Source organism: Paenibacillus oryzae (assembly GCF_001675045.1).
GTDB classification, from domain to species: Bacteria; Bacillota; Bacilli; order Paenibacillales; family Paenibacillaceae; genus Pristimantibacillus; species Pristimantibacillus oryzae.
The window spans coordinates 14241-36107 of sequence record NZ_LYPA01000030.1; the positions used below are offsets into that span (position 1 = coordinate 14241).

Consider the following 21867-nt stretch of genomic DNA (forward strand, 5'->3'; position numbering starts at 1 on the left):
AAGGTTTGGTCAAGTATAAACGCTTTAAGACTTTTCCAGTATAACCGGCACGCCGGTTAAGGCAGACTGGTTGGCAGCCATCGTTACCTGATGCGTTTTCCATGCATCGCTGTAGGTTGAAGCAATCAGCGAGGTGTCTCCTGTTCTGACCGCATGCAGGAAAGCGGCATTTTCAGCATCGTAAGGGTCGTTGGCATTGGCGTATTCTGTTCGCACGCCCGCGGCAATATCCGTCAAGCCGCCATGCCCAAGCTCCAGCACGCCCTTGTCGGTATACAAATGAAGTCCACTGCGGTCACCGGCCGGAATAGCACACGTATTGCTAATAGTTGCAATAACGCCGGATTCCAGCTTCAGCACCACGCTGCCAACGTCCGGCACTGTCACGTTCTCTTCTTTCCCGGCCATGACGCGGCTGCCGTAAGCGGCGTAAACCTCCTTCACCTCGCCGGCGACAAACCTCAGCAGATCGACGATATGCGTCGTTTGCTCCACGAATTGGCCTCCCGAGCCGGCCATCGACCGCCACCAGCTTACGCCCGGCATGCCTCCCATCCAATACCCAAGCGCCATTGCAAGCTGGCGGTCTCCAAGCAGCTCCTTCGCCCTGCGCGTTCCGTCCATGTATCGGAAATGATACCCTACCGACGTAATCAATCCTTTGTCGGACACCGCTTTTACTATAGCGGATGGCGTCTCAAGATCAACGCCAATCGGTTTTTCCACCAGAAAAGGGATGCCTCGTTCAGCTAAAGCCAGCTCCATGCTTCCATGCGCAAATGGCGGGACACATATATATACAGCGTCCAGCTTAACGGCATCCAGCATATCCGTCAGAGAATCAAAACCGAGCGCTCCCTTATATTTAGCCGCAGCGGCCTCCGCTTTTTGCTGGCTTGTAGCTGTAAACGCCGCAATCTCTACACCCTCCAGCCTGGCCAGCTTCTCCGCATGCATCATGCCGAACCAGCCTGTTCCCGCTATTCCTATTTTCAATGTCAAAGTGACAACCGCCTTTCGTTTTGGGATCATTATAAAAGAAAGCGATTACGCTTGTCCATGTCATTTGCCGGGCCCCTCGTATTTGCCGACACTCCGCATCTGTTCCCTGCATATGATACAGCAATAATCGCCGTCCCTTTGGACGCTGCGGACGGAGGGATGCCTGATGAATACAAGCAGACTGCAACAAAGGCAAGAAAAACCGGATTACAGCACAGCCATTTTTCTGGCTGCTGTTTGTGGACAAACCTATGTGCAATATACCAACAAAGAAGAGGATGGTTTGTTTCTTGTGCCTCGATCGTACCGGCTTGTAGGAAGCTTTACGGCCAGCTCCTACGAAAGCCGCCCGGAGCTGTTCGGGTTTGTCATCGAGTCGGACTGCTGCATCGTGCTTGCTTTTCGCGGCACGGGCTCGGCCGTAGACTGGATCTCCGATTTTATCGCCCAGCAAACGCCTTACCGCCCGGTCAAAGGAGCCGGACAAAGCCATAAAGGCTTTACCGACATTTATATGTCCGCCCGCGATCAGGTCATGGACCTTCTATCCGGTTTGTCGCCGGACAAAGCCTTGTTCATTACCGGACATAGCCTGGGCGGCGCGCTCGCAACCCTGGCCGCGCTGGACATCGCCATCAATACGCCCTGGAAATCACCCGTCGTCTATACCTTTGCCGCTCCCCGCGTCGGCGATCCCGCCTTTGTAAAAGCTTACAACTACGCAGTTCCGACCCATTTCCGGTTCCAAAACGAGTTTGATATGGTTCCCCATCTTCCGCCCATTCTATATACTTCTCCGCAAACCAAACGGACGTATTACTATATGCATGTAAAAGGCGAGGTCATGCGCTCCTTCCGAATGGGGACGGTTGCGAGCAATCATATTTTGCCCAGCTATTTCGCCGATCTCATGGAGGAAGAGCCCGCAACAGCGGAAGCAGTATGCGGCGAGCCCCCAGGATGGTGTCCTCTGACAGAAGCCTGAGGTCTCTGTCTGCACTAGAGATCGATTGCAGGTTTATACACGCCTATGACTTTGCAGCTATAATCCCTTTTTTCTCCAAATCCAGCAGGTGGTTACGATACATGGCCCGCTCTACCTTTTTCGCTCCTGCCGAATCCATCATTTCAATAAACGTCCAGTAGGCTTTATCAAAATCCTCATCCGATGACGCCATAATCAAATGAAGGATGGTTTTGTTCCACAGGTCTTTGATTTTAGCGTTAATAACGCCTTCGGGAGACGATACGGAAGGCTCCAGATTGCCCATCCCCAAGGCGTAATCGTCATAAGTGAAACGGGATAGCTTCATGGAGGCATTGTATTCATCGGGACGAGACAATATCATTTCCCTGAGCTCCGCTTTAAAAAACATTGGACTTCCATTCCATAGCAAGGTTGAGGCGCCAAAGCCGTATTTGCTCTGCCACGCTATGTAATCGCTATTCATCAAATCCCGGACTTCCGGTACATACTGCGGCAGTCCGTTTACCATCTCGTACGTTTCGCCTTCCGCGCCATAAAGGAAATCAAGCTGTCCTTCATCCGACAGGGCATATTCCACAAACGAAATAATCCGTTTGGGATTCTCCGCCTGCTTCGTAATAAAAAAGCCCTGTCCGCCTAGAAGCCGCGATGCCGGATAACGCGGCTTCCGTTCGCCGGCTGCCACCCCGTCAAGCACCAGATAGGTCTTCTCCTCGCTAAGCGTACTTGCAATAACGGGGTTGAACCGGGCATACAAACCCGTCATTTGTTGTGAAGCTACGCCATATTCGGCAAGGTACATCCCCGCTTCGTATTGCGCTCCTTTGGCAATAAGAAACTTGGGGTCTAACAACCCTTCCCTGTACAAGCTATTCAAATAGCGAAACGCCTCGATAAACCCTTCATTGCGCATGGGATAAACAAGCTCCTGTCGCTCATCGGAAATACGCTCTTCCGACAAATAAGGCGCAAAGGAATAAATGAGGTAATCTAGCGAGTTGCTTCCGGCAAAGCCGTTTTGGGCAACGTCGAAATAATCAAGCGCAAGCGGGTAGCGGGCTAAATCCTGTTGTTTAATCTCGGCAAGTATGGTTTTCAAATCCTCTACTGTTTCCATCCTGGGCTTGCCAAGCTCCTCGTACACATCTCGCCGAATAAACCAGGGGCGAATCGGTACAAGGGGCTTACCGTCTCTCAGACGGCTTTCGCGCTCATATAAATTAGGCAGATACCACAGCTTTCCGTTGACGCTATGATATTGAACCATTTCCGGGTCCAGCATCTGCCACAGATTAGGCGCGTAGGCATTAATCAATTCGTCGATGGAATAGACCAGCCCTCCGTCAATCAGCTTAGCGGCAGCCGGACTGCTCCAGTCCAGCATAATCGTATCCGGGAGCTCGCCGTTTATGTTCAAATAATCCTCGTCATTGCCCACAGCCAGCTTCCGATTGATTCGCACCCCTGTTTTTTCTTGTATTCGCTTCATCGCATATTGCCCGTTCCAGACGTAATGGTTTGCCCAATTGCCATAAATGGATTGGGTAAATTGAAAGGGAGAGGTATCCTCCTTCCAGGCAGGAATGGCGACCTCCAGGCGCAGCTGGTCCGTTAACTCAGAAATTTTCATAGCGTTTGAAGCATATGGAGACATGCTTCGTTCATCCCGCTCCGTTACCTCATGATCATTTCCCTGCTGGGCAGCATTCAGAGGCAATTTGCTGCAGCCTGAAAAAAGCACAGTAAAAAGCATAAGAACTGTCCCCATCAACAATGCCGAGTACCCTGTTATTCCCTTGCCGCTCATACGCCGCTCCCCTTATCATCGCTGCATCAGTTCTTGATATTCGCCGGGCGTCATCCCGTGCTTTTGCTTAAATAACGCGCAAAAATAAGACTGGTTCGACATCCCGATATGCCCCGCTATTTCGGACACCTTGCGCTTCGTTTGGCGAAGCAGCTCCTCCGCCTTGCGCATACGGACATCCATAATGTATTGATGAACGGTAATGCCGGTCGCTTTTTTAAAAACAACGCCCAAATGATTGGAGGAAAGGAACAGCTCGCTTGAGAGCATGGTTAAGGAAAGCTTGGCCGAGCCGTACGTTTCCTCAATGAGCTTCACAGCTTTTTCCACTATGTAATCATCCTTGCGGTTTTTTTTCCTGTCCAGTCTTTGAATTAACTCGCTAATGTATTTGTGCAGCAAGCGGTTAAGCTCATCCAGACGCTGGATTTCATATAGCGATTTGCCGTCCATTCGTCCGGTGGCCGCCATCCCTTCCTCATGCAGCTGCCCGTTTTCAAGCGATGCCAGCTCGTTAAACAAACTGTTGAACACCATTGTAATATAGGCTTTATCAGCGCCGGAATGTTGTCTTAAAAGCTCAAATAGCCTTTCCACGGCTTTAATGGCTTCCTGCTCCCGAAGATTGAGGATATGCTGCCTGAGATTCTGGCACAATTCCCCCCATTCGGCACGAAATGAAGAGGCCGCTTCTCTCCAGAGCAGGCGCTCCGCCATTAAGCTGTCCGGCATAACAAATCCCCGCCGACCATGAAAAATGCTGTGTTCGGCCGTCTCCAGCAGCTCGCGATACGTTTCGCCAAGCCGCTCAAGGCCAACTGCGGCTTTGCCGCCAATAACCAGTACGACCGCTGGAGCGCCCGCGCCTTCCAGCAAGGAGGCTTCATCCCATCGTTCTCCGTTTTCCAGCACGGGCAGCACTAATGCCCAGCTGGCCGGATTTTTGCCGCTTGGCACAACATAACAGGAGGATGGGAGCAACGACCTCCAGCTCGCCAGACCAATCTGTTCGCCCGGCACAACAATTGAAAGCGAAAAGAGTGACGCGGCGAACAAAGGATCATGCGCCAGCAGCTCCGCCAAAATATCTCCTCCAGCATCTCTTTCCTCCAGCACATCGAGAAGCAGCTTTTCCGCCGCAAGCCTTCCTCCGGCCTGAAGGCGCTGCTCTCTTGCGCGCTGGTACTTTATTTGGCGGCAATCTTCTGCAACACGCAGGACAGTTGCGCGAAGGCCCTCCTCCTCCAGCGGCTTCAGCACATAATCGTTGGCGTTCAGCATAATCGCCTCACGCGTATAATGAAAATCGCTGTAGCCGGTCAACACGATGATGCCGACATCCGGCAGCGTTTCCCTGATCCGCCTGGACATCTCCAAACCATTGGAGCCAGGCATGCGAATATCGGTAATGATGATATCGGGCTGAAGCTGCAGCGCTTTTTCATAACCGTCCACGCCATCAACGGCCGACCCCGCAATAACAATACCAAGCTCGCTCCAGTCCCACAGCTCCACCAGTCCTTCTCTCTCCCAGCGCTCATCCTCTACAATCAGCATTGATAACATATTGCCTTCACTCCTTCGGCAGCGTAATGGTGATCACGGTTCCATTGCCCGGCTTGCTTGAAACCTCAAAAGAAGCCCGCTCCCCGTAGTAGCCCTTCAAGCGTTCCATAATGTTTTTAATGGCATAGCCGCTGCCGCTCGTTTGCTGAATTTCACCAGCCAGCATCGCATCGACACGCTCCTCCTCCATTCCGATTCCATCATCGGCAACCTTCAATATTACGGCGTTCTCCCCGGACTTCAAGGCGGCCGTTACGGTAATAACGCCGTGAACCCGTTTAGGCTCTATGCCATGCGTCAACGCATTTTCCACCAGCGGCTGTAATATGTTTTTTGGAATCCAATACCGCAGCGCATTTTCATCAATCTGAAAGTGAATATCAAACAGGCCTTCAAACCGGAACTTCTGAATATCGGCATACGCCCGCACCATTTCCAGCTCATCCTGCACCAGAATGGACGACTTCCCTTTATTCAGTACCAGGCGATAAAACTTGGCTAGGGAGTTGGACAAATAAACGACCTCTTTGGAATTGGCCTTGCGGCCCACCCATGCGATTGTTGCAAGCGTATTATACAAAAAGTGGGGATTAACTTGCGCCTCAAGAGCGCGAAGCTCTGCCTCCTGCTCCAAAACACGAGTCTTGTAAACGGTTTCAACCAGCTCGTGAATACGGCTTGTCATCAAATTGAAGGTTAACGACATTTGCGCAAATTCATCACGGGATACAACCGGAACCGATACGTTCAAATTGCCTTCACGAACGGCTTTCATGGCACTGAGCAGCACCTTCATTCTTCGCAGCAGAGCTCTTGTAATGAAATAAACGATAATACCGATCAACGACATAGCAATGATTAATACGCCAAAAAAGCGTTGCTGGGACTCCTTCATCCCGGCTATAAAAGGCATAATCGGAAATACGCCGACCATACGCAGCTCCGGGCTTTCCAGCGGCATCACTATAACGATTGAACTTTCATCCAGGTCATCCATCACCCCGTTAAACTCTCCATCCGGCAAATAGGCAAGGCCCATCTCCCGAAGCGACTCCGTCTTGCTCCATTGCTCTTTGCCTTCCTCGGATACGACTCGCCCCTCGGCATCCACAATATAAATATTCCCGGAATAAGGCGCTTCGGGATTGCGGATAGCCTCAAAAAATACGTTCCGCTCTACCTCGATTTCAATCATCCCAACAACATCCGTATAGTTGCTGGAGAAAATTTTCCGGTTGTAGGAAAACACATCCGCCTGGTAGTCGGAGCCTGGCATTTCAATTAACACCTGCTCTTTGTGCAGGCCCTGCCAGATAGATACCTTTCGGGAATCGTTAATAAACGGCGCGTAGCGCAAATTGGCAGACAATCGAGTCAAATGGTAAAAGCCGTCATACATCTCCGGTATCGTGCTGTTCGCCATATAGATGCGGATGGAATGGATATATGTATTTTGGCGCATCAGGTTGGCCAGAATCGGAGAAATGGTATCCCGATATTCCTCCAATTGATAGGGGGCCTGGAGAAATGTATTTTCAAGAAAATTTTGAACCTTTGGATCAAAAGCAATAATTTCCGACAGGTTCTGCACCATGACGGCTTTTTGCAGGATATTGTTTTTCATTTGAAGTACATTTTGATTCATCAAAATTTTGCCTTGCCCGATTGCCGCCCGGGAAGCCTGCTGATAGAGAATAATGCCCATGACTGACATAGAAGCGGTAAGAATGAGCAGAAAGGTCAGCACAAACTTGGAGGTGACGCTCAAATTCAAGTTAATTGGCAAACGCACGCGATAAACACCCCATCTGTTTGCATGTCACACCTTTCCTTATTTTAACATAGCTGAACATCGGCTTGACATCTAAAAATCCCGTTCCGGCCATTGCCGGAACGGGAAAAACGCCTCTGTGCTAATTATTGGCAAAAACCGTTTTTGTCGCTAAATCGACCTCATACTTGATAACATCCTCATAGCCTAGCCCGTTAGCTTTTTGAATCAGCTGAGCTTTGAGCTTATTGTATTCATCCTCATTTTTGGAAAAAATCATTTTCCAGGAATATTCATTGATGACCTTTCCGATCTCGCTTATATTTTGCTGAATAGTGGCCGGCGGAGTTGTAGGCGTTGAACCGGTAAACACAATCTTTTGAACGGCGATCAAGTCATTTTTAACCATATAATCCTTCGCCGTTAATGCGTCCATTGCTTCGCGCCAGCTCTTCGTTACCGGATCTGGATCATGGTTCAATACGGACTCCCACAGGTTGTAATCGTAAGGCTCGCCCGTTTCGGGATTAATAAGCGAGGTACGCAAGGTTGTATTGTTAATTTGGTTAGTGCCGTCCTTAAAGGTGCCGCCGCCATACTCCTCCGGTACCGGCTCCGTATTGGCCGGAAGCGCCTTGTAGCCGTATTCGGTGACAAACGGCTTGCCATTAGCATCAATGTCCCATGCCAGGCCTTGCGGGCCGTAGTTGGATTCCATGATGCCTTGCGGCGTAAACAGCCAATTGATTAGCTCAAGGATACGGCCCGGATCTTTCGCTTTGGAGCCTATTGCCCACACGCGAACGCCGCCATACGGATTCAAGCCGTAGGACATCACCTTTTCTTCCTTAAACGGCACCAGCATAAAGCCCTTGCCCGCCGACGTATTCTCCGGGGTGTTGTACACATTGCTGAGCCAAGGGAAATGCGAGAAGAACACCTGGCCATCCTGAAACTTGTTCGATACATCGGAAAACTTCTGCGTCAGGGAATCCGGGTCCATCAGACCTGCCTGATTTGCGTCAAAATAAAATTTCAGCCCTTTAAAATAATAGCCGTCTTCATCCAAAACGCCTTGCCACTCATCCGAGTTGACCGAGGTAAGAAGCAAGCCGGCCGGGTTAAAGCCGTCTCCATCCTGGTACCCGTACAATTGGCCAATAACTTTGGCAAGCGTCATGTAGTTGCCATCCCAGTCAGACCAAAGGGACAAGCCGTATGTCGGACGTCCGGAATCGCTTTTGGGCTCCAGCTCCTTCATTTGCTTCAAAATATCCAGGTAGTCGTCCAGCGTATTGATTTCCGGGCTGCCTAGACGCTGATACAGATCCCAGCGCAGGTTGGGGCCAAACGTCATGTCCGCCCCTTCGGACGGGCCATCGCCGCTGCCGATATCATGTCCGATGCCGTATACCGCAGTGCCTCCTCCAAACTGCGTCTTGTTGGCTTCGATTGCCTGACTCGCGTTTTTCAAAATATCAGCACCGTATTTATTCAGCAAATCATCCTTGGTCCAGTCCAGCAAAAGACCAGCCTTAATGGCGTCCTGATAATCTTCGCCGTTGCTTCCGAATACAACCAGATCGCCCAAATCGCCGGATGCCATCATTGTGGCAATCTTCTGCTGGCCGCCGGCCAGATTGGACGCAATAATATTCAGCTTGATGTTAAATTTGTCCTTGAGCATCTTTGCAAACCAGCCAGGCTGCTCGCCCGCATAATTGGCCAGCATGGAAAATACGGTGATCGTCAGCTCCTCCCTTGGCGCGTCGCTTGGAGGAGATTCGCCGCCTTCAGTTGCTGGCGCCGCCGTTGGTTTTGCATTGCCGCCTGTGTTGCCGCTGCAAGCCGAAATAACAAGCGCCAAGCAAATCAGCAAGGCAAGCGCAGACCATTTTTTTCTTATAATCATAGTAAATACCCCTTTCTGATTGTTGTTGCGAGTACAATCATTCTGCAAAATAACCAGGTGTCTGGACCGGCGTTGCGTTAAGCCAGCCTGTGCCTGCTTTCACCTCCCGTAACAATTTCACATCAGCCTTTGACTGCTCCAATCATAATGCCCTTTACAAAAAAGCGCTGAAAAAACGGATACACAAGCAAAATCGGCGTGACAACAACCATGGAGACGGTTGTGCGTATCGACGTTGGCGTCGCCATATTAGTCAAATCGATATTGACTGCTCCGCTTGTTTGACGCATAAGCTGGGCAAGCGAGGTTGCTTCGTTCATATAGCGGTACAGAATAAATTGCAGAGAAAACAGCTTTTGATTCGTAACTAAAAACAAGGTGTCCGTAAACGAGTTCCATTGGCCAACTGCGGCAAAAATCGAAATGGTCGCCAAAATCGGCATGCTGAGCGGCAAAATAATTTTGGTAAAGATAACCCAATAGCCAGCTCCGTCGATCTGAGCCGATTCCTGAAGGGCAGCAGGCGTAGACTCAATAAACGTTTTGACCAGAATAATGAAAAACGGCGAAACGATTGCGGGCAAAATATATACCAGAAAGTTGTTGACCAGTCCCAAATTCAGCATGGTCAAATACCAGGGAATAAGCCCGGCGTTGAAGTACATTGTAATGATGAGAAAGCGATACCAAAACTTCCGTCCCCACATTTCGTTTTTCGTAAACAAATAACCAAGAAAAGCAGAGGAAAATACGGTCAATGCCGTTCCGATGACGGTTCTCGAGAGCGAAACGACCGCCGCCAGCCCAAGCCCCGGCAGCTTGAACACATTGGCATAATTCGTCAGATGAATATCAAGCGGATAAAACAGGACAAGCCCTCTGCTGCTCAAATCATTGTTGCTGATCGTATTAATAAACAGATAATAAAATGGAAACACGCAAATTAGCGTAAACAGCACAAACCAGCCGTAATTAAATAGTTGAAAGGCATTTAGCCGTTCTCTCTTCCCCATAAAGCCTCTCCTCTCCACTACTTTACTCTTATCAATACAAGTTCAGCCTCTAAGTTAGATGATGCTTTCTCCTCGGAATAGTCTGGACAAGCTATTAGCTACAAAAAGAAGAACGATGCTGACAATCGACTTCAGCAGGCTGACTGCGGTAGAAAACGAGAAGTTGGAGTTCATCATGCCAATGTTGTACACATACAGGTCCAGCACCTCAATCCGCGCCAGATTGATAGCATTCTGGAACACATAAAACTGCTCGAAGCCGTTATTGATGAAGTTGGCAATCGACAGAAGCAGCAGGACAAAAAAGGTTGGCATAATGCCCGGCACGGTTACATGCCACATAAGCCGGAAACGTCCCGCGCCATCGACGCGCGCCGCCTCGTAGAGCTCCTGGTCAATGCCGGCAATTGCGGCAATATACATGATGGCGCTCCACCCCAATGTTTTCCAGATGCCCCATAGCGTCATGGCTAGCCATGTATTGCTGTCCGAGGCGAGTATATTAAGCGGCCTGTCAATCCAGCCCAGCCCCATCAGCAAATTGTTCAGAAAGCCGTTATCCACCGAAAACAGCATAAATGCGAAGGAATAAACAAGCACCCAGCTAATAAAGTTAGGCAGCGTTGTTAGCGTTTGCACTATTCTTTTGAAAAAAGTGCTTCTTATTTCCGTCAGAAAAATGGCAAACGCCACCGGCAGCACAGAAGACAACAAGCTTAGTCCGCTCATCGCAAAGGTGTTGGTCAAGACGCGAATAATTTCCTGGCGGCGAACGGCGTTTGAGAACATGGATGTAAACCAATAAAACCCCATAAATTCACTATCCTTGAGCGGTATGCCCGGCCGGTAGTCAAAAAAGGAATAGATCCACCCATACAGCGGCAAATACGAAAATACGAAGGCCAGCGCTAAAAACGGAGCCGCCATCAAAAACAGCCTGTACTTGCTTTTCAACCATGATGCCTGACCCAACGGAGCTCTATGGCGGGTCGTTTGTTTTGTTGCAATGTTGTTCATCTTGGTCCCCCTTTGTAACATTGACAACTTCATTATAGAAATATGGCAAGCGGTTCCGAAATACCAAATAACCATTCCGATATCAAAAATCAACGGAATTTGTGACCCGCATACAAAAAAAGGCAGCCCTTCTCATCTCGAAGGGCTGCCTGCTCTTTTCGTTTTTTGCTATGGTATTGGACTTACATCAGTTAAGCACGACTCGCCTCAAGCCGGCAGCATATACAGCAATATTGCGAAAAAATGCACGATAGAGCCGCCAAGCACAAACATATGCCACACCGCATGGTGGTAAGGGAAGCTTCTCCACATATAAAAGACGGTTCCTACCGTATAAATAATGCCGCCTCCCACAAGAAGCCTCAACCCTCCCGGGGCAAGCTGCTCCGTTAACGGTCCCCAGGCGAATACGATTATCCAGCCCATCGCTATGTAAACGATAGTGGAGGTAAACAGAAACCGCGATGCAAAAAAGGATTTGAAAATAACCCCGGCTACCGCACAGCCCCATACGATTCCGAATAGAACCCAGCCTAAGGCTCCCTGCACGATATGAAACAAAATGGGAGTATAGGTTCCCGCAATGAACACATAGATAAAGGAATGGTCCAGCGACTCAAAAACCCGTTTGGCTTTCCCCGGCGGAAAGCTGTGAACCAATGTTGAAGCAACATATAGCAGCAGCATGGCTGTACCGTAGATGGAAAAGCTGACAACATGCCATGCCGTCCCCTTCATCGCTGAAAAAACAACAAGCAGTACAAGCCCAGCAATACTGAGCAGCACCCCAATGCCATGCGTAATGGCGTTGGCGATTTCTTCGCCCTTGGAGTACGTGTGCGTATTAGCCATAACAATCATCTCCCGATTAACGGGCGCATTAGCCTCTCCCGAAGCCGCGTCCTTCCTGCCTTTAAGTTTAAAGCATTATAACCAACCTTTCAACCAGGCCTGGACACGCTCCATCGTTTTGTCAAGATTGCAGCGCGATTCCGTATCCATAAAAGGCTCCGTATGACGGAAATAATCCGCATGGCCGCCGATTGTAGGAATGCCCTCCATATAACCCGGCGCATATTTAAAGGAATTCCAGATTGGCACTACGCCTTTGCTCATAATCCAGCCGCCCCATGTGCCAATAAAGCTGATGGGATCGCTTATTTTGCCCGTGTCGTCGACGGCATGGAAGTAGCTGACTTTGTCTTGCAAACGAGGCTCGATCGGCGTTTTTGGAGAACCGATCTGTACAACGCGAAAATTTTCCAGCCCCTCCTGCTCCAGCAGCCTTGCCGCCTGGTATGCGGCTGCTCCGCCTCCGCTATGCCCAATTAGCAGCACCTGCTCGCTGCCTCCCAGCGTTTGCTTGATTTCCTTTGCCGCCTGGCGCCCGCCGATCCGCTCGCCTTTGGAGCCTCCGGAAATGTCGCTTCTGACCTCAAGCACCTGTTTGACCAAATTGCGATTGTAATCGCCGTAAGGAAATACGACATGTACCTTGCCCTGCCGGCCATCCTGACTTAGCTGATCCTCCAGCATTTTTTTGCATGCAGTAAAACAGCTGCTCGCGGTTTTGACGCCAGCCAGCAAATAAATATTGATATGGCTTGGTTTGACCGTCATGGAGAACCCCTCCCAAAGTCATTCATAATGGTTTCTTTTCATTATGCGGGAAAGTCAATCAATTCATTCTCCGTTCAGGCTGTCAGTTCCCGCCATCCATAATAACAACTCATTGGGGAAGACAAGTTTCCTTTGGGAGACATCCGGGCTTATTCAGGTTATATCCTATTCAGACCGCTCAGCGTTTGCCAATGTTCCGGCCAAGCCAAATTTATTTTTTAGTCTGCTGTACAGAACGGCGCATAAATTTGCCAGAATCGCTACTCCGGCAAGCCCCCAAAACAGGTTGGCAAAAGCTTGTCCAAGCGGCAGGTTATGCTGCAGCTCCAGCGCGCTTGATACAACCGCTATACTAAAGGCTCCGGCAAAAAACTGCATCAGCTGGTACAAGCCGGTTCCCGAGCCGATTTGGCTTTTGGGCAAAATTCTGGATATTTCATTGGAAACGCTGCTGCCGATCATGGCGAATCCAACATTCATTAACATGTATACAGCTATATCGGCAATCCAAAACCGCGTGCCAAGCAGGGCAAATAAAATAACGGAGGTTAAAATCATAAAGGGCGCCAGCCGCAAAATGCCGCCATTGCCGTATTTGTCTATGATGGAGCCAATCGCTCTGGAGAGAAGCATGGACAAAATCGCACCCGGAAAGATGATAAAGCCCGCATGACTTGCGCTTAGTCCAAAATGCTTCAGCAGCATTTGAGGCAGTAAAAACAAGGTGGAAAAGCTGCACAAATAGGACAACACGCCTACAAAAGACAACGCAAGATACGTTTTATTCGCAAGCAGCGACGGCAAAACAAAGGGATGCGCCGTTTTTCGGATACGCCATGCAAAAGCGGCCAATCCCGCTATGCCTATCAGGAGCGGCAACGGGTTAAAGCTGGTAAGGAAAAGCAGCAGGCCCGCCGTTCCCGCACTGAGAGTAATAGCGCCGGGCACATCAAACGGACGTTTCTCAAATTTTTCCTTCGGAATTTGCCGCACCAGGAAGGGGGCGATACATAACAATAAAGCGGTAATGGCAAATAAATACTTCCAGCCCATATATTGCACGACAAACCCGCCCACTACAGGGCCCAAGCCTAATCCTAGCGATACCGACGACATAATGACCGACATCGTTTTCCCCCTGCGGGCCAGCGGCACATAACGGGTTAATAAAACGATAGATAACGAAATAGCCGCTCCTGCTCCCAGCGCCTGCACAATACGCGCGGCAAGAAGCAGCCAAAATTGCGTGCTCAGCATAGCAACAAGGGAAGCAGCGCCCGCAGAGACCAGGCTGATGGCGAATAACCGGCGAAGCGGCACAAAATCCGATAACCGGCTAAACGTGATGGAGGAAATCGCAAATGCAATAGAATAGCCCGTTACGGTAAGAGCTACTGTGGAGGGAGGCAAATTAAAATAATGTCCAAGATCGTTAAGCGCCAGATTAAACATGGCCGTATTCATGATGACAAGAACAACGGAAATGCCTAGCAGCAAAATGATGACGCCTTCCCGCTGAAGAAGGCTTTCAGAATCTAAGGTGTTAAGTTTTCGTTGTTGTCCAGCCATCTTTATTTCATCCTTCTTTCTGTTCAAAGCATATTTCGATAATTATCGAACATTTGAAATATACCACTTTTTCGTTTACTATTCAATTAGTGCCAATTAGTGCCTGATGAACATACCTCCGGGAAGGAGAGATCCCATGGCAGTGCTGCATCATCCCGAACGCGAAGCCATCCAGTTGGCTTCCGTCTTATATGCCTTAAGCGATCCCGTTCGCTTGAAAATTGCGGTAGAAATATACAATCACGGGGAAAAGTCCTGCGGCTGCTTCCATACATCTGTAGCCAAGTCTACCTTGTCGCATCATATGCGTATCCTTCGCGAGGCCGGGATTGTACACACCCGCCCGCAAGGCACCATGCGTTTGATTTCGTTGCGCTCGCAGGATTTGCAGGAGCGTTTCCCCGGCTTGCTGGACTCCATCGTAAAAGCGTATGTGCAGGAGGAAAAATAAGGCGCGTGCCGTTTAATCGGCACGCGCCTTATTATTACTGTTCCGCCGATAGCGCCGGAGCAGTTATCATACACCCATTTTTTTACGCTGATTGTTGACCTTTTTGGTGTTCTGGCTTTTTAATTCCTGAGTACCGGTCGAAAAATGCTGCTGTCCAGGCTTTCCGCCGTTTCCTTGCTTTTTTTGTGCAAGCAATTGCTTGGCCCGTTCCGCTTGAGTCAGCTTTTTTGGCTCGGCAGCCTCGTTTTGTTCTTTTTCGGACATGGAATCACCTTCCTTCATGCATTGAATCTCCTTTATTCTACTACACTTGCATACCGTATAAAAGAGCTTTTCCTCATACAGGCGCGGTTAATCAGCGTTAGCCCGCTTTTCTCCAGAGCACGCCCTATATCCTTGGTCGTAACGATAACTGCCCTGCCTGCAATCCGTTTGACGGCTCTAAGCATGTCCAGCTGGTCCTCGGAAGGCAGCACGGAGCACAGATTATAAGGCATATCGACAATGGCCGCATGCCAAAATCCTTCAAGCCGCCGCAAATCCCCGATGCGAACCAGATCCTCGGCATAGCCAAAATGCCGCAAATTAACGCGCGCGCCCCTAACCGCCAGAGGGTTGAGATCAACCCCTGCGGCGTCTATGCCCATGGACAATGCTTCGATGAGCACCGTCCCCATACCGCAGCACGGATCAAGCAACGATGCACCTGCCGGGGTTTCCCCCATAGCGATATTCACCAAAGCGCGGGCCATTCGGGTCGGCAGCGCCGTGGAATAATTTTGCGGCTTGCTGCTGTGCGCAAGCCAGGCGGCGTCATTATCGCTGCAGGGGCCAAACAGCCATTGCCCCCGCCAGCGTATGAGTCCAAGCGTCACCTCGGGAGAACGCATATCGGCCTTACCTTTTACCGCCCCGCCTGCCATCCGTTCCAGCTTTCTTCGTTCCCCATAGGAGCAAGGCTCGTCTCCCTCCGTATAAAGCACCTTGAAGGTGGCCCCGCGCAGGTCGTATTCCCTGATTTGTTCAGCCAGCTCCTCCATGGACTCTGCTTGGACGGCAACCTCTATTTTGCGCTTGACGAAGGGGCTTCTTCCGGGAGCTATGTCACTTGCTGCCCCATCATTAACTGCCACAACGTGCGGACCGCCCGCTGTTTCACGCCAGCCTCCGAACAACGACTCAAGCTCAAGCGTACATAGCTCCGCCTCGTCCTCATGTCTGGCATACATATAGACGCGTGATACCTTTTCCATCCTGTCTCCGTTCCTTATTTAACTTCGTCGGTTGTAGAGCTTGCGCTTGCCGTATTATCGGCTTCTGCTTCGTTATCCGACACGGAGGCTTTTCCTCCTGCAAAGGATGTTGCTGCAAAGCTGGCTTCAAACGGCTCTGCTGCCGCTTCCAGCCCGGCTGCCCGTTTCTCCAGTGTTTTGATCGTCCGCTGCAATTTGAAAATTTTGAACATACCGAACAACCCAACTGACAAACCTCCAAGCAGTGTCGAAACCAATATGACTAAAATAAGCGGAGTACTCGTTTTGGCAAACAGAAAGTTAACTTCAACGGAGCTTACGTTAATAACCGCAAATATCGCAACAACCAGCGCAAATGCAAAAGCAGCTATTAATGTGCCTTGACTTTTCATGTGTAATCCCTCCAAGTAGTTATAGGCCATATATCCTAAGATTCTCATAAAAAGCTGCTCTCGTCCAGCTAAATCCTGCCACTTGAATGGAGGCATAAAAAAAGAAGACCAGCTTTCGGGGTCTTCTTTTTCAGGCCGTTCGGTATGAGCTTGCAGCGGCTGGCATCTGGTCAAAGCCCGTATACGCATGCAACCGCCCGGCATAAACCAGTTCAAGCCGGCAGGTTTGCTGCAAATCGCCCGGAGTAACAAGCAATGGCGATTTGTCGACCAATTCCATACCGCTTCGCTTAAACAAGGTCGCTACAAATTGTGAACAGAAGTAAGCATATTTGCGCTCCCATTCGATATTGAACACTACGCCAAGCATGCCGATTAAGTTATATTTATACATTTCCTGATTCTGTTCAAAATGCCTGATCTGGGCTTTCAAGTTTGTATACACGTTTTGGTCTACCTTAATGCGGTATAACGCGCACATGGAGTCATCAAAAAACGAACCTCGCACATCTTCTCTTACAAATCCTGCAAAAAAGGGATTACTGGGATTTTTTCTGCCAAAGCTATATACTTCGTTCAAATCGCTATCAAACGCTATGGAGGCATGATTAAGCGGATCTTTAGTAAATCTTCTAATTATTTTCGTTAAAACAGTTCCGGTATCGGTCAATAGAATATAGACCTCTTTATCATTACTCATTTCTGATTACCTCCACATTAAAGAACTTCCTAGTCTTTTCTTTACTTTAATGCAGGAGAAGCAATTGAATAACCTGCTGAGGTTGGGATGATACCCAGACCTTGGTCCAGTTTGCTGCGTTGGCTGTTCATCGGGCTGCTGACGGCTGACCCTTTGATAATTTTGGCGTTAGTCAAAACCATTTTACTGGATTTTTAACATTTACTCAATATCATCAGGCAAAAGTTTTTCACTAATATATTGCAGCTTTTTACATTATTTGCGACATGCGACTTTATACATGCTATAGTAAAAGATAGGGCTGCGGATGCAGTTCCAACACAGACGCTTGGTCGCGTGGACAGGAGGAAACGCCATGTTGTGGTATACCATGCACAAGCCGAAGCTGACAGAAATCTATGAAACCGCCAAATGCCAGATTTCGGCTTTTCCCGCTCCGCTGGACAGCTTTGGACTTCGCTACGCGGAGCTGTTTAATCCCGTTGCCCACGAAGAGGGAAGGGACTATATCTGTACTTTGCTGCCCTTTTGGCTCAGGGAGGAAACCGGCATTACGGAAACGCAATGCGCTGAGCTGTCGCTTGCCAATATTTATGGCATGTTGTACTACTTTATTCAAGACGATTTAATGGATAGTAAAGTTGCAAGCGAAGGGCAAAAGGAGCCGTTTGCGTTGGGACATTTGCTTTATCATAACATGCTTCGTTGTTTTCGGCGTTTATTTCGCTCTGAAAGCATCTTTTGGGACTTCTTCGATAAATATGCGAAGCAGTGGGCGGACAGCGTTATAAACGAAGCTTCCGGTAATTACTTCATGACGGATAGACTACAAACATCCGGGAAAGCGGCCCCGCTCAAAATAACCGTCGTTGGCGCCTGCCTGCTGGGGGGATGCCCGGAGCGCATCTCCAGCCTGGAGCATGCCGTCGACATCACATTGACGACCCTCCAAATGCTGGATGATTGGAGCGATTGGCGAGAGGATCTGCACGACGGAAATTATAACGGCCTCCTTGCTTTGATTGCAGCGGAATATTCTCATTCTCCAGCAGCATCTGGAATGGAGCGGGCTTCAGCGCCCTGGCGGCCGCCGTCCTTGAAGGAGGCTGAAGCCGCCATTTACATTAAAGATTGCATGAGCCGTTTTGCAGAATATGGGGAGCAGCACCACGAATTATTAATTGGCATCAAACAAACGCCCTGCGAGCTGATCGCTTTTCACCTGTATATGAGTGATGGCCTGAAAGCTGTTGCGGAGGAACTCCGGTCCAACAAAAAAAAGGCTTTGGGCGGAGGCATCAATATGCTGTACAGTTTAAATAGCGATTCCGCTCAAACCTAACATATACTACTAAAATATCCATTTATACAGAAAAAGCAGTTTGAATTGTATGGTAAATGTGATACGCTTATCTGGGAATATCATACAATTCTGAAAGGGTGAGGGCAATGTTTATGGTAACGACCCGCCAACAAGAACTTCAGAATCAAATCATTGAAAAAGCATGGGTAGATGAGGACTTTAAGAAAGAACTGATCGCAAATCCAAAAGCCGCTATAGAAAAAGCATTTGATTTGGATATACCGGCGGATATCAATGTCGAAGTTCTAGAGGAAACCAGCAATCATTTTTATCTGGTGCTTCCTCAAAACCCTTCGACTAGAAAAATCATTAGAGTTATCGATGCCCGTTGGTACTAGACCTACTAGACCTATCATTTTTATAAAGCCCCTATACTGCCTTTGCAGAATAGGGGCTTTTCTTTGTGCTGCAGATTTAGATTTCGCCTTGCACGACCTCTATAATTGGTTATTGATTGCTTCCGCGAGGAGTTTCGACCAAGCAAAAAATGACTTTCGGCGGAGACATTAATAGGCTTTTAGACTTAAAAATGATATTCACTTGCCCTGACATATGATCTATCATTTGCCCTTTATAGTAAAAAAGTAGTAGAATTTGTATAGTAAACATGATACACTTAACTGGTAATCTCATACATATCTGAAAGGGTGATGGTCATGGCCAGCCAACAAGAACTTCAAACGCAAATCATTGAAAAAGCATGGGCGGACGAGGATTTTAAGAAAAAACTGATTGCTAATCCAATAGCTGCACTAAAAGAAGCATTTGGTTTAGATATTCCAGCGAATATTAACGTTGAGGTTCTTGAGGAAACCGCAGATAAATATTATCTGGTGCTTCCGCAAAGCCCTTCGGCTAGCAAAAATCAAGTTATGGGCCCTCGCTGGCTTTAAACATTGATAATAAACGAAAAAATAACCTTTCAATCCCACCTAGTGACTAGTGGTTTTGAAGGTTATTTTTTGTACCTGCATGTTTTTTTGCCTTAATTGCTAATGGGAAGTCTTAGACAAACCTCCGTCCCAATTCCCTTTTTGCTGTTTATCACAATATCTCCTTGCATTGCCTCGATTATTCGATAGGTCACCATAAGCCCCAAGCCTGTTCCTTTTGACTTTTTCGAATAATATGGCTCTCCAAGACGTTTGATATCCTGTTCTTCAATTCCTTCTCCATTATCCTTGATGGTAATCATAAGATAGTCTGGCACTTCTGTTCTGGAAGCTTGAATAAGTACATAGCCATCTTCTTTAAGCGCTTCTATACTATTTTTAATAATATTGATTAACGCTTGCTTAAACTTTGACGTATTCCCCTTTACAAACAAATCCTCTTCTACGGAAAGCTGTATGACTCCACCTTGCATCGTTGCAAACGGCATCAAAATGGCTTCAATTTGCTGAAGCTCCTGAGCCAAATTAAGCCTCGTCACTTCGCCAAGATCAGGTTTGGCGAATGTCAGAAAGTCCGTAATAATTTCTGCGGCACGGTCCAACTCATCTATTGCCAGCTTGGTATAATTCTTTGATTTCTCATCCGCAGATTTGTCCCTTAATATTTGAAGAAACCCTCGGGTTACTTGTAACGGATTTCGCACCTCGTGAGCAATAGATGCCGCTAAATGAGAGATCATCTCGATTTTTTCAGAGCGCTGAAGCTCGTTATTAAATACTTCCAACTGCTTCGAATATTCAAGCGCCGTTTCATAGTTTCTCATAATGCGTCGGACCAGCATTATAATGAGTGAAGCTAGAAAAAAGATAATGCCATATTTCCAAAACATCATCGCATACAATTCGTCAGATATAAAATACCATAGCATCTCGACCAATGTAATAAGCGTAAAGCTGCCTAAGCCTATAGCCATGATGTAAGCTTCTTTATATTTCTTTTTGCAATAATAAATTAACGAACCAATCAGAATAATATTTCCAACAACAACCTCGAAGCCTAAAAAGATCATGCTCATTAGAGTATAAATATCTCTAAAGGGCTCCCAGGCTATACTGACAAGCATCAAAAATAAGGATATAAACATCATCATCAACAAATATCTATTAAATCTGGATAATAAGGAATAAGGCCCCTTACCGAATATCTTTTCAAAAAATATGAGAAGGGTAGGAATTAAAATAGCTGATGCAACGTCAAATGCATAATACATAAAGTTTCCAAGCTCAGGATAATACTTATCAAAAAAAGTAGAATAACTCAGAATCATTATACCAATTGAAAGCATCACCAAAAAAAGGGACACCCACCCTGGCAAAAATGTTCGATTCAAAAAGATAACGCTTAAAAGCATAAAGGAAGAAATAATAACCAAGGAAGAACCGATGACTACATCTGTAATATCGCTGCGCATACCCTCTTTAATCATATTGTCATGATTGTCTATTATGATCGGTGATTGCAATCCGATTCTCATGGTCTGGCTTTTTAAATGCATATAAACACTCTGCCCGGCTTCAATGCTTGATAGAGGGACCATAATAATGTTCCGGTCATACACATAATTCCGGTGGACTTCATATACTTTGGCAGATTCAATATAAATAACGACATCCTGGGCTAACATATTTTTCAATTCCATTGCTGGACGCATTTGTGACATTTCGGGTAATTTAAAGCGTATCCATGCAGAGGTTATATTAGGCGGCAAGACAGGATAATCGCCGCTTGCCGATACCTGGAACCAGTCTCCCTGATCTCCCAGCTCCATCATATCCTCTATCCCCCGCTCCAAACCGGGTTCTTCCCACATCATTTGCCATTCCATTATCGTTGTTTCGTTCGTTCCGTTCGCTGCGTAGGTCAGTTGGGCTTCGGGCGTTAATAAGATCACCAGAGCAATGCCTAAAGTCAAAACAGCCATCAGCGTTTTATGAATTATGGTCATCCCTACACCTCTAACCAAACATATGCAACATTTATGGGTTTGCAGCTGACAGCGCTTGACTTTTTTCGACGCAGTTCGGCAAATATTCCCTATTTCTATTTTGGGGGATGCAGGACAGAATATCAACTAGCAAAATCAAACTATTTTTAAAAATTGTTCGCTTAATCGAACATTCATAACAAAAAATCTCTATCAATTCGATCGCTAAAGTCCGTACCTGGTAATGGACTAAAATGTCCGCTATAGACCATAAAACGCAACATTTGTATTTCTAATGGTCAAAAATGTCCATCACATGCTAAAAACTCCCATAATTTTTGGAAAACCATGCCGTAAAGGACACATTTGGCCATTGCACATTAATAAATGGCTAAAACGGTCTGCTTACGGACAAAAGTGTCCATTAAACATAACATGTTCACACGCAAGAAAGTTAGCAAATGTGTGAGTACGCAAAATCCCCAAGAATGCACAAACGCAACATTCCTGGGGATTGCTCAATTAAAACCTATAGACTTGGCTCGCAAATTCTATACAAATCCCG

General features: G+C 47.7%; 20 protein-coding genes. 5 read left to right on the forward strand and 15 right to left on the reverse strand.

Translation table 11 applies throughout. The features are described from left to right. Positions 1–24: 24 nt before the first annotated feature. Positions 25–1002 (reverse strand): Gfo/Idh/MocA family protein, encoded by a 978-nt coding sequence (locus A7K91_RS03720; RefSeq protein WP_156739298.1) that lies wholly within the window; start codon positions 1000–1002, stop codon positions 25–27. A 166-nt stretch (positions 1003–1168) separates the two neighbouring features. Between A7K91_RS03720 and A7K91_RS03725 the strand changes: the two genes are divergently transcribed. Then, positions 1169–1987 (forward strand): lipase family protein, encoded by an 819-nt coding sequence (locus A7K91_RS03725; RefSeq protein ID WP_068679804.1) that lies wholly within the window; start codon positions 1169–1171, stop codon positions 1985–1987. Positions 1988–2030: 43 nt separating this feature from the next. Here A7K91_RS03725 and A7K91_RS03730 read toward each other — a convergent pair whose 3' ends face one another. From A7K91_RS03730 to A7K91_RS03770, 9 genes are all read right to left on the reverse strand, one after another. Next, positions 2031–3797 carry a type 2 periplasmic-binding domain-containing protein gene (locus tag A7K91_RS03730; protein ID WP_068679806.1) on the reverse strand — a complete coding sequence of 589 codons (1767 nt, stop codon included), beginning with the start codon at positions 3795–3797 and terminating at the stop codon, positions 2031–2033. Positions 3798–3812: 15 nt separating this feature from the next. After that, on the reverse strand, positions 3813–5363 hold the full coding sequence (locus A7K91_RS03735; protein ID WP_068679808.1) for a response regulator transcription factor: 1551 nt from the start codon (positions 5361–5363) through the stop codon (positions 3813–3815). Between the two features lie 7 nt (positions 5364–5370). Then, positions 5371–7155, reverse strand: coding sequence for a sensor histidine kinase (locus A7K91_RS03740; protein ID WP_068679810.1), 1785 nt, complete (start codon positions 7153–7155; stop codon positions 5371–5373). 121 nt (positions 7156–7276) lie between these two features. Then, positions 7277–9046 carry an extracellular solute-binding protein gene (locus tag A7K91_RS03745; RefSeq protein ID WP_068679812.1) on the reverse strand — a complete coding sequence of 590 codons (1770 nt, stop codon included), beginning with the start codon at positions 9044–9046 and terminating at the stop codon, positions 7277–7279. A 122-nt stretch (positions 9047–9168) separates the two neighbouring features. Further along, a complete protein-coding gene (locus A7K91_RS03750; protein ID WP_082967213.1) occupies positions 9169–10059 on the reverse strand; it encodes a carbohydrate ABC transporter permease in 891 nt (296 codons plus the stop codon). Between the two features lie 54 nt (positions 10060–10113). After that, positions 10114–11076 (reverse strand): ABC transporter permease, encoded by a 963-nt coding sequence (locus tag A7K91_RS03755; protein ID WP_245697228.1) that lies wholly within the window; start codon positions 11074–11076, stop codon positions 10114–10116. Between the two features lie 207 nt (positions 11077–11283). Continuing rightward, positions 11284–11928, reverse strand: coding sequence for a PAQR family membrane homeostasis protein TrhA (trhA, locus tag A7K91_RS03760; protein ID WP_068679816.1), 645 nt, complete (start codon positions 11926–11928; stop codon positions 11284–11286). A gap of 75 nt (positions 11929–12003) precedes the next feature. Continuing rightward, complete coding sequence (locus A7K91_RS03765; RefSeq protein WP_068679818.1) at positions 12004–12696, reverse strand: hypothetical protein; 693 nt, start codon at positions 12694–12696, stop codon at positions 12004–12006. Between the two features lie 165 nt (positions 12697–12861). Next, a complete protein-coding gene (locus tag A7K91_RS03770) occupies positions 12862–14265 on the reverse strand; it encodes an MFS transporter (RefSeq protein WP_068679820.1) in 1404 nt (467 codons plus the stop codon). A gap of 136 nt (positions 14266–14401) precedes the next feature. On the opposite strand from A7K91_RS03770, the gene A7K91_RS03775 reads away from it, so the two are divergent. Continuing rightward, the gene (locus A7K91_RS03775; RefSeq protein ID WP_068679823.1) at positions 14402–14716 is read left to right on the forward strand and encodes an ArsR/SmtB family transcription factor; all 315 of its coding nucleotides are present in this window, start codon (positions 14402–14404) and stop codon (positions 14714–14716) included. Between the two features lie 66 nt (positions 14717–14782). Here the strand turns inward: A7K91_RS03775 and A7K91_RS03780 are convergent, their stop codons facing one another. The 4 genes from A7K91_RS03780 to A7K91_RS03795 form a co-directional block, all read right to left on the reverse strand. Then, the gene (locus A7K91_RS03780; protein WP_156739300.1) at positions 14783–14998 is read right to left on the reverse strand and encodes a hypothetical protein; all 216 of its coding nucleotides are present in this window, start codon (positions 14996–14998) and stop codon (positions 14783–14785) included. Positions 14999–15012: 14 nt separating this feature from the next. Further along, entirely contained in the window at positions 15013–15969 is a 957-nt protein-coding gene (locus A7K91_RS03785; protein ID WP_068679825.1) for a TRM11 family SAM-dependent methyltransferase, read from the reverse strand. Positions 15970–15983: 14 nt separating this feature from the next. After that, entirely contained in the window at positions 15984–16361 is a 378-nt protein-coding gene (locus A7K91_RS03790; protein ID WP_068679827.1) for a LapA family protein, read from the reverse strand. 130 nt (positions 16362–16491) lie between these two features. After that, a complete protein-coding gene (locus A7K91_RS03795; protein WP_068679829.1) occupies positions 16492–17061 on the reverse strand; it encodes a C40 family peptidase in 570 nt (189 codons plus the stop codon). A 355-nt stretch (positions 17062–17416) separates the two neighbouring features. Here A7K91_RS03795 and A7K91_RS03800 point away from each other — a divergent pair, with 355 nt between their 5' ends. The 3 genes from A7K91_RS03800 (at position 17417) to A7K91_RS03810 (ending at position 19317) form a co-directional block, all read left to right on the forward strand. Further along, positions 17417–18403, forward strand: a complete 987-nt coding sequence (locus A7K91_RS03800) for a hypothetical protein (RefSeq protein WP_068679831.1) — start codon at positions 17417–17419, stop codon at positions 18401–18403. Positions 18404–18516: 113 nt separating this feature from the next. Further along, complete coding sequence (locus A7K91_RS03805; RefSeq protein ID WP_068679834.1) at positions 18517–18762, forward strand: NHLP leader peptide family RiPP precursor; 246 nt, start codon at positions 18517–18519, stop codon at positions 18760–18762. A 318-nt stretch (positions 18763–19080) separates the two neighbouring features. Further along, positions 19081–19317 carry an NHLP leader peptide family RiPP precursor gene (locus tag A7K91_RS03810; protein ID WP_068679836.1) on the forward strand — a complete coding sequence of 79 codons (237 nt, stop codon included), beginning with the start codon at positions 19081–19083 and terminating at the stop codon, positions 19315–19317. Between the two features lie 92 nt (positions 19318–19409). On the opposite strand, the gene A7K91_RS03815 is transcribed toward A7K91_RS03810, so the two are convergent. Further along, positions 19410–21323 carry an MFS domain-containing histidine kinase gene (locus tag A7K91_RS03815; RefSeq protein WP_082967214.1) on the reverse strand — a complete coding sequence of 638 codons (1914 nt, stop codon included), beginning with the start codon at positions 21321–21323 and terminating at the stop codon, positions 19410–19412. Positions 21324–21867: the final 544 nt, after the last annotated feature.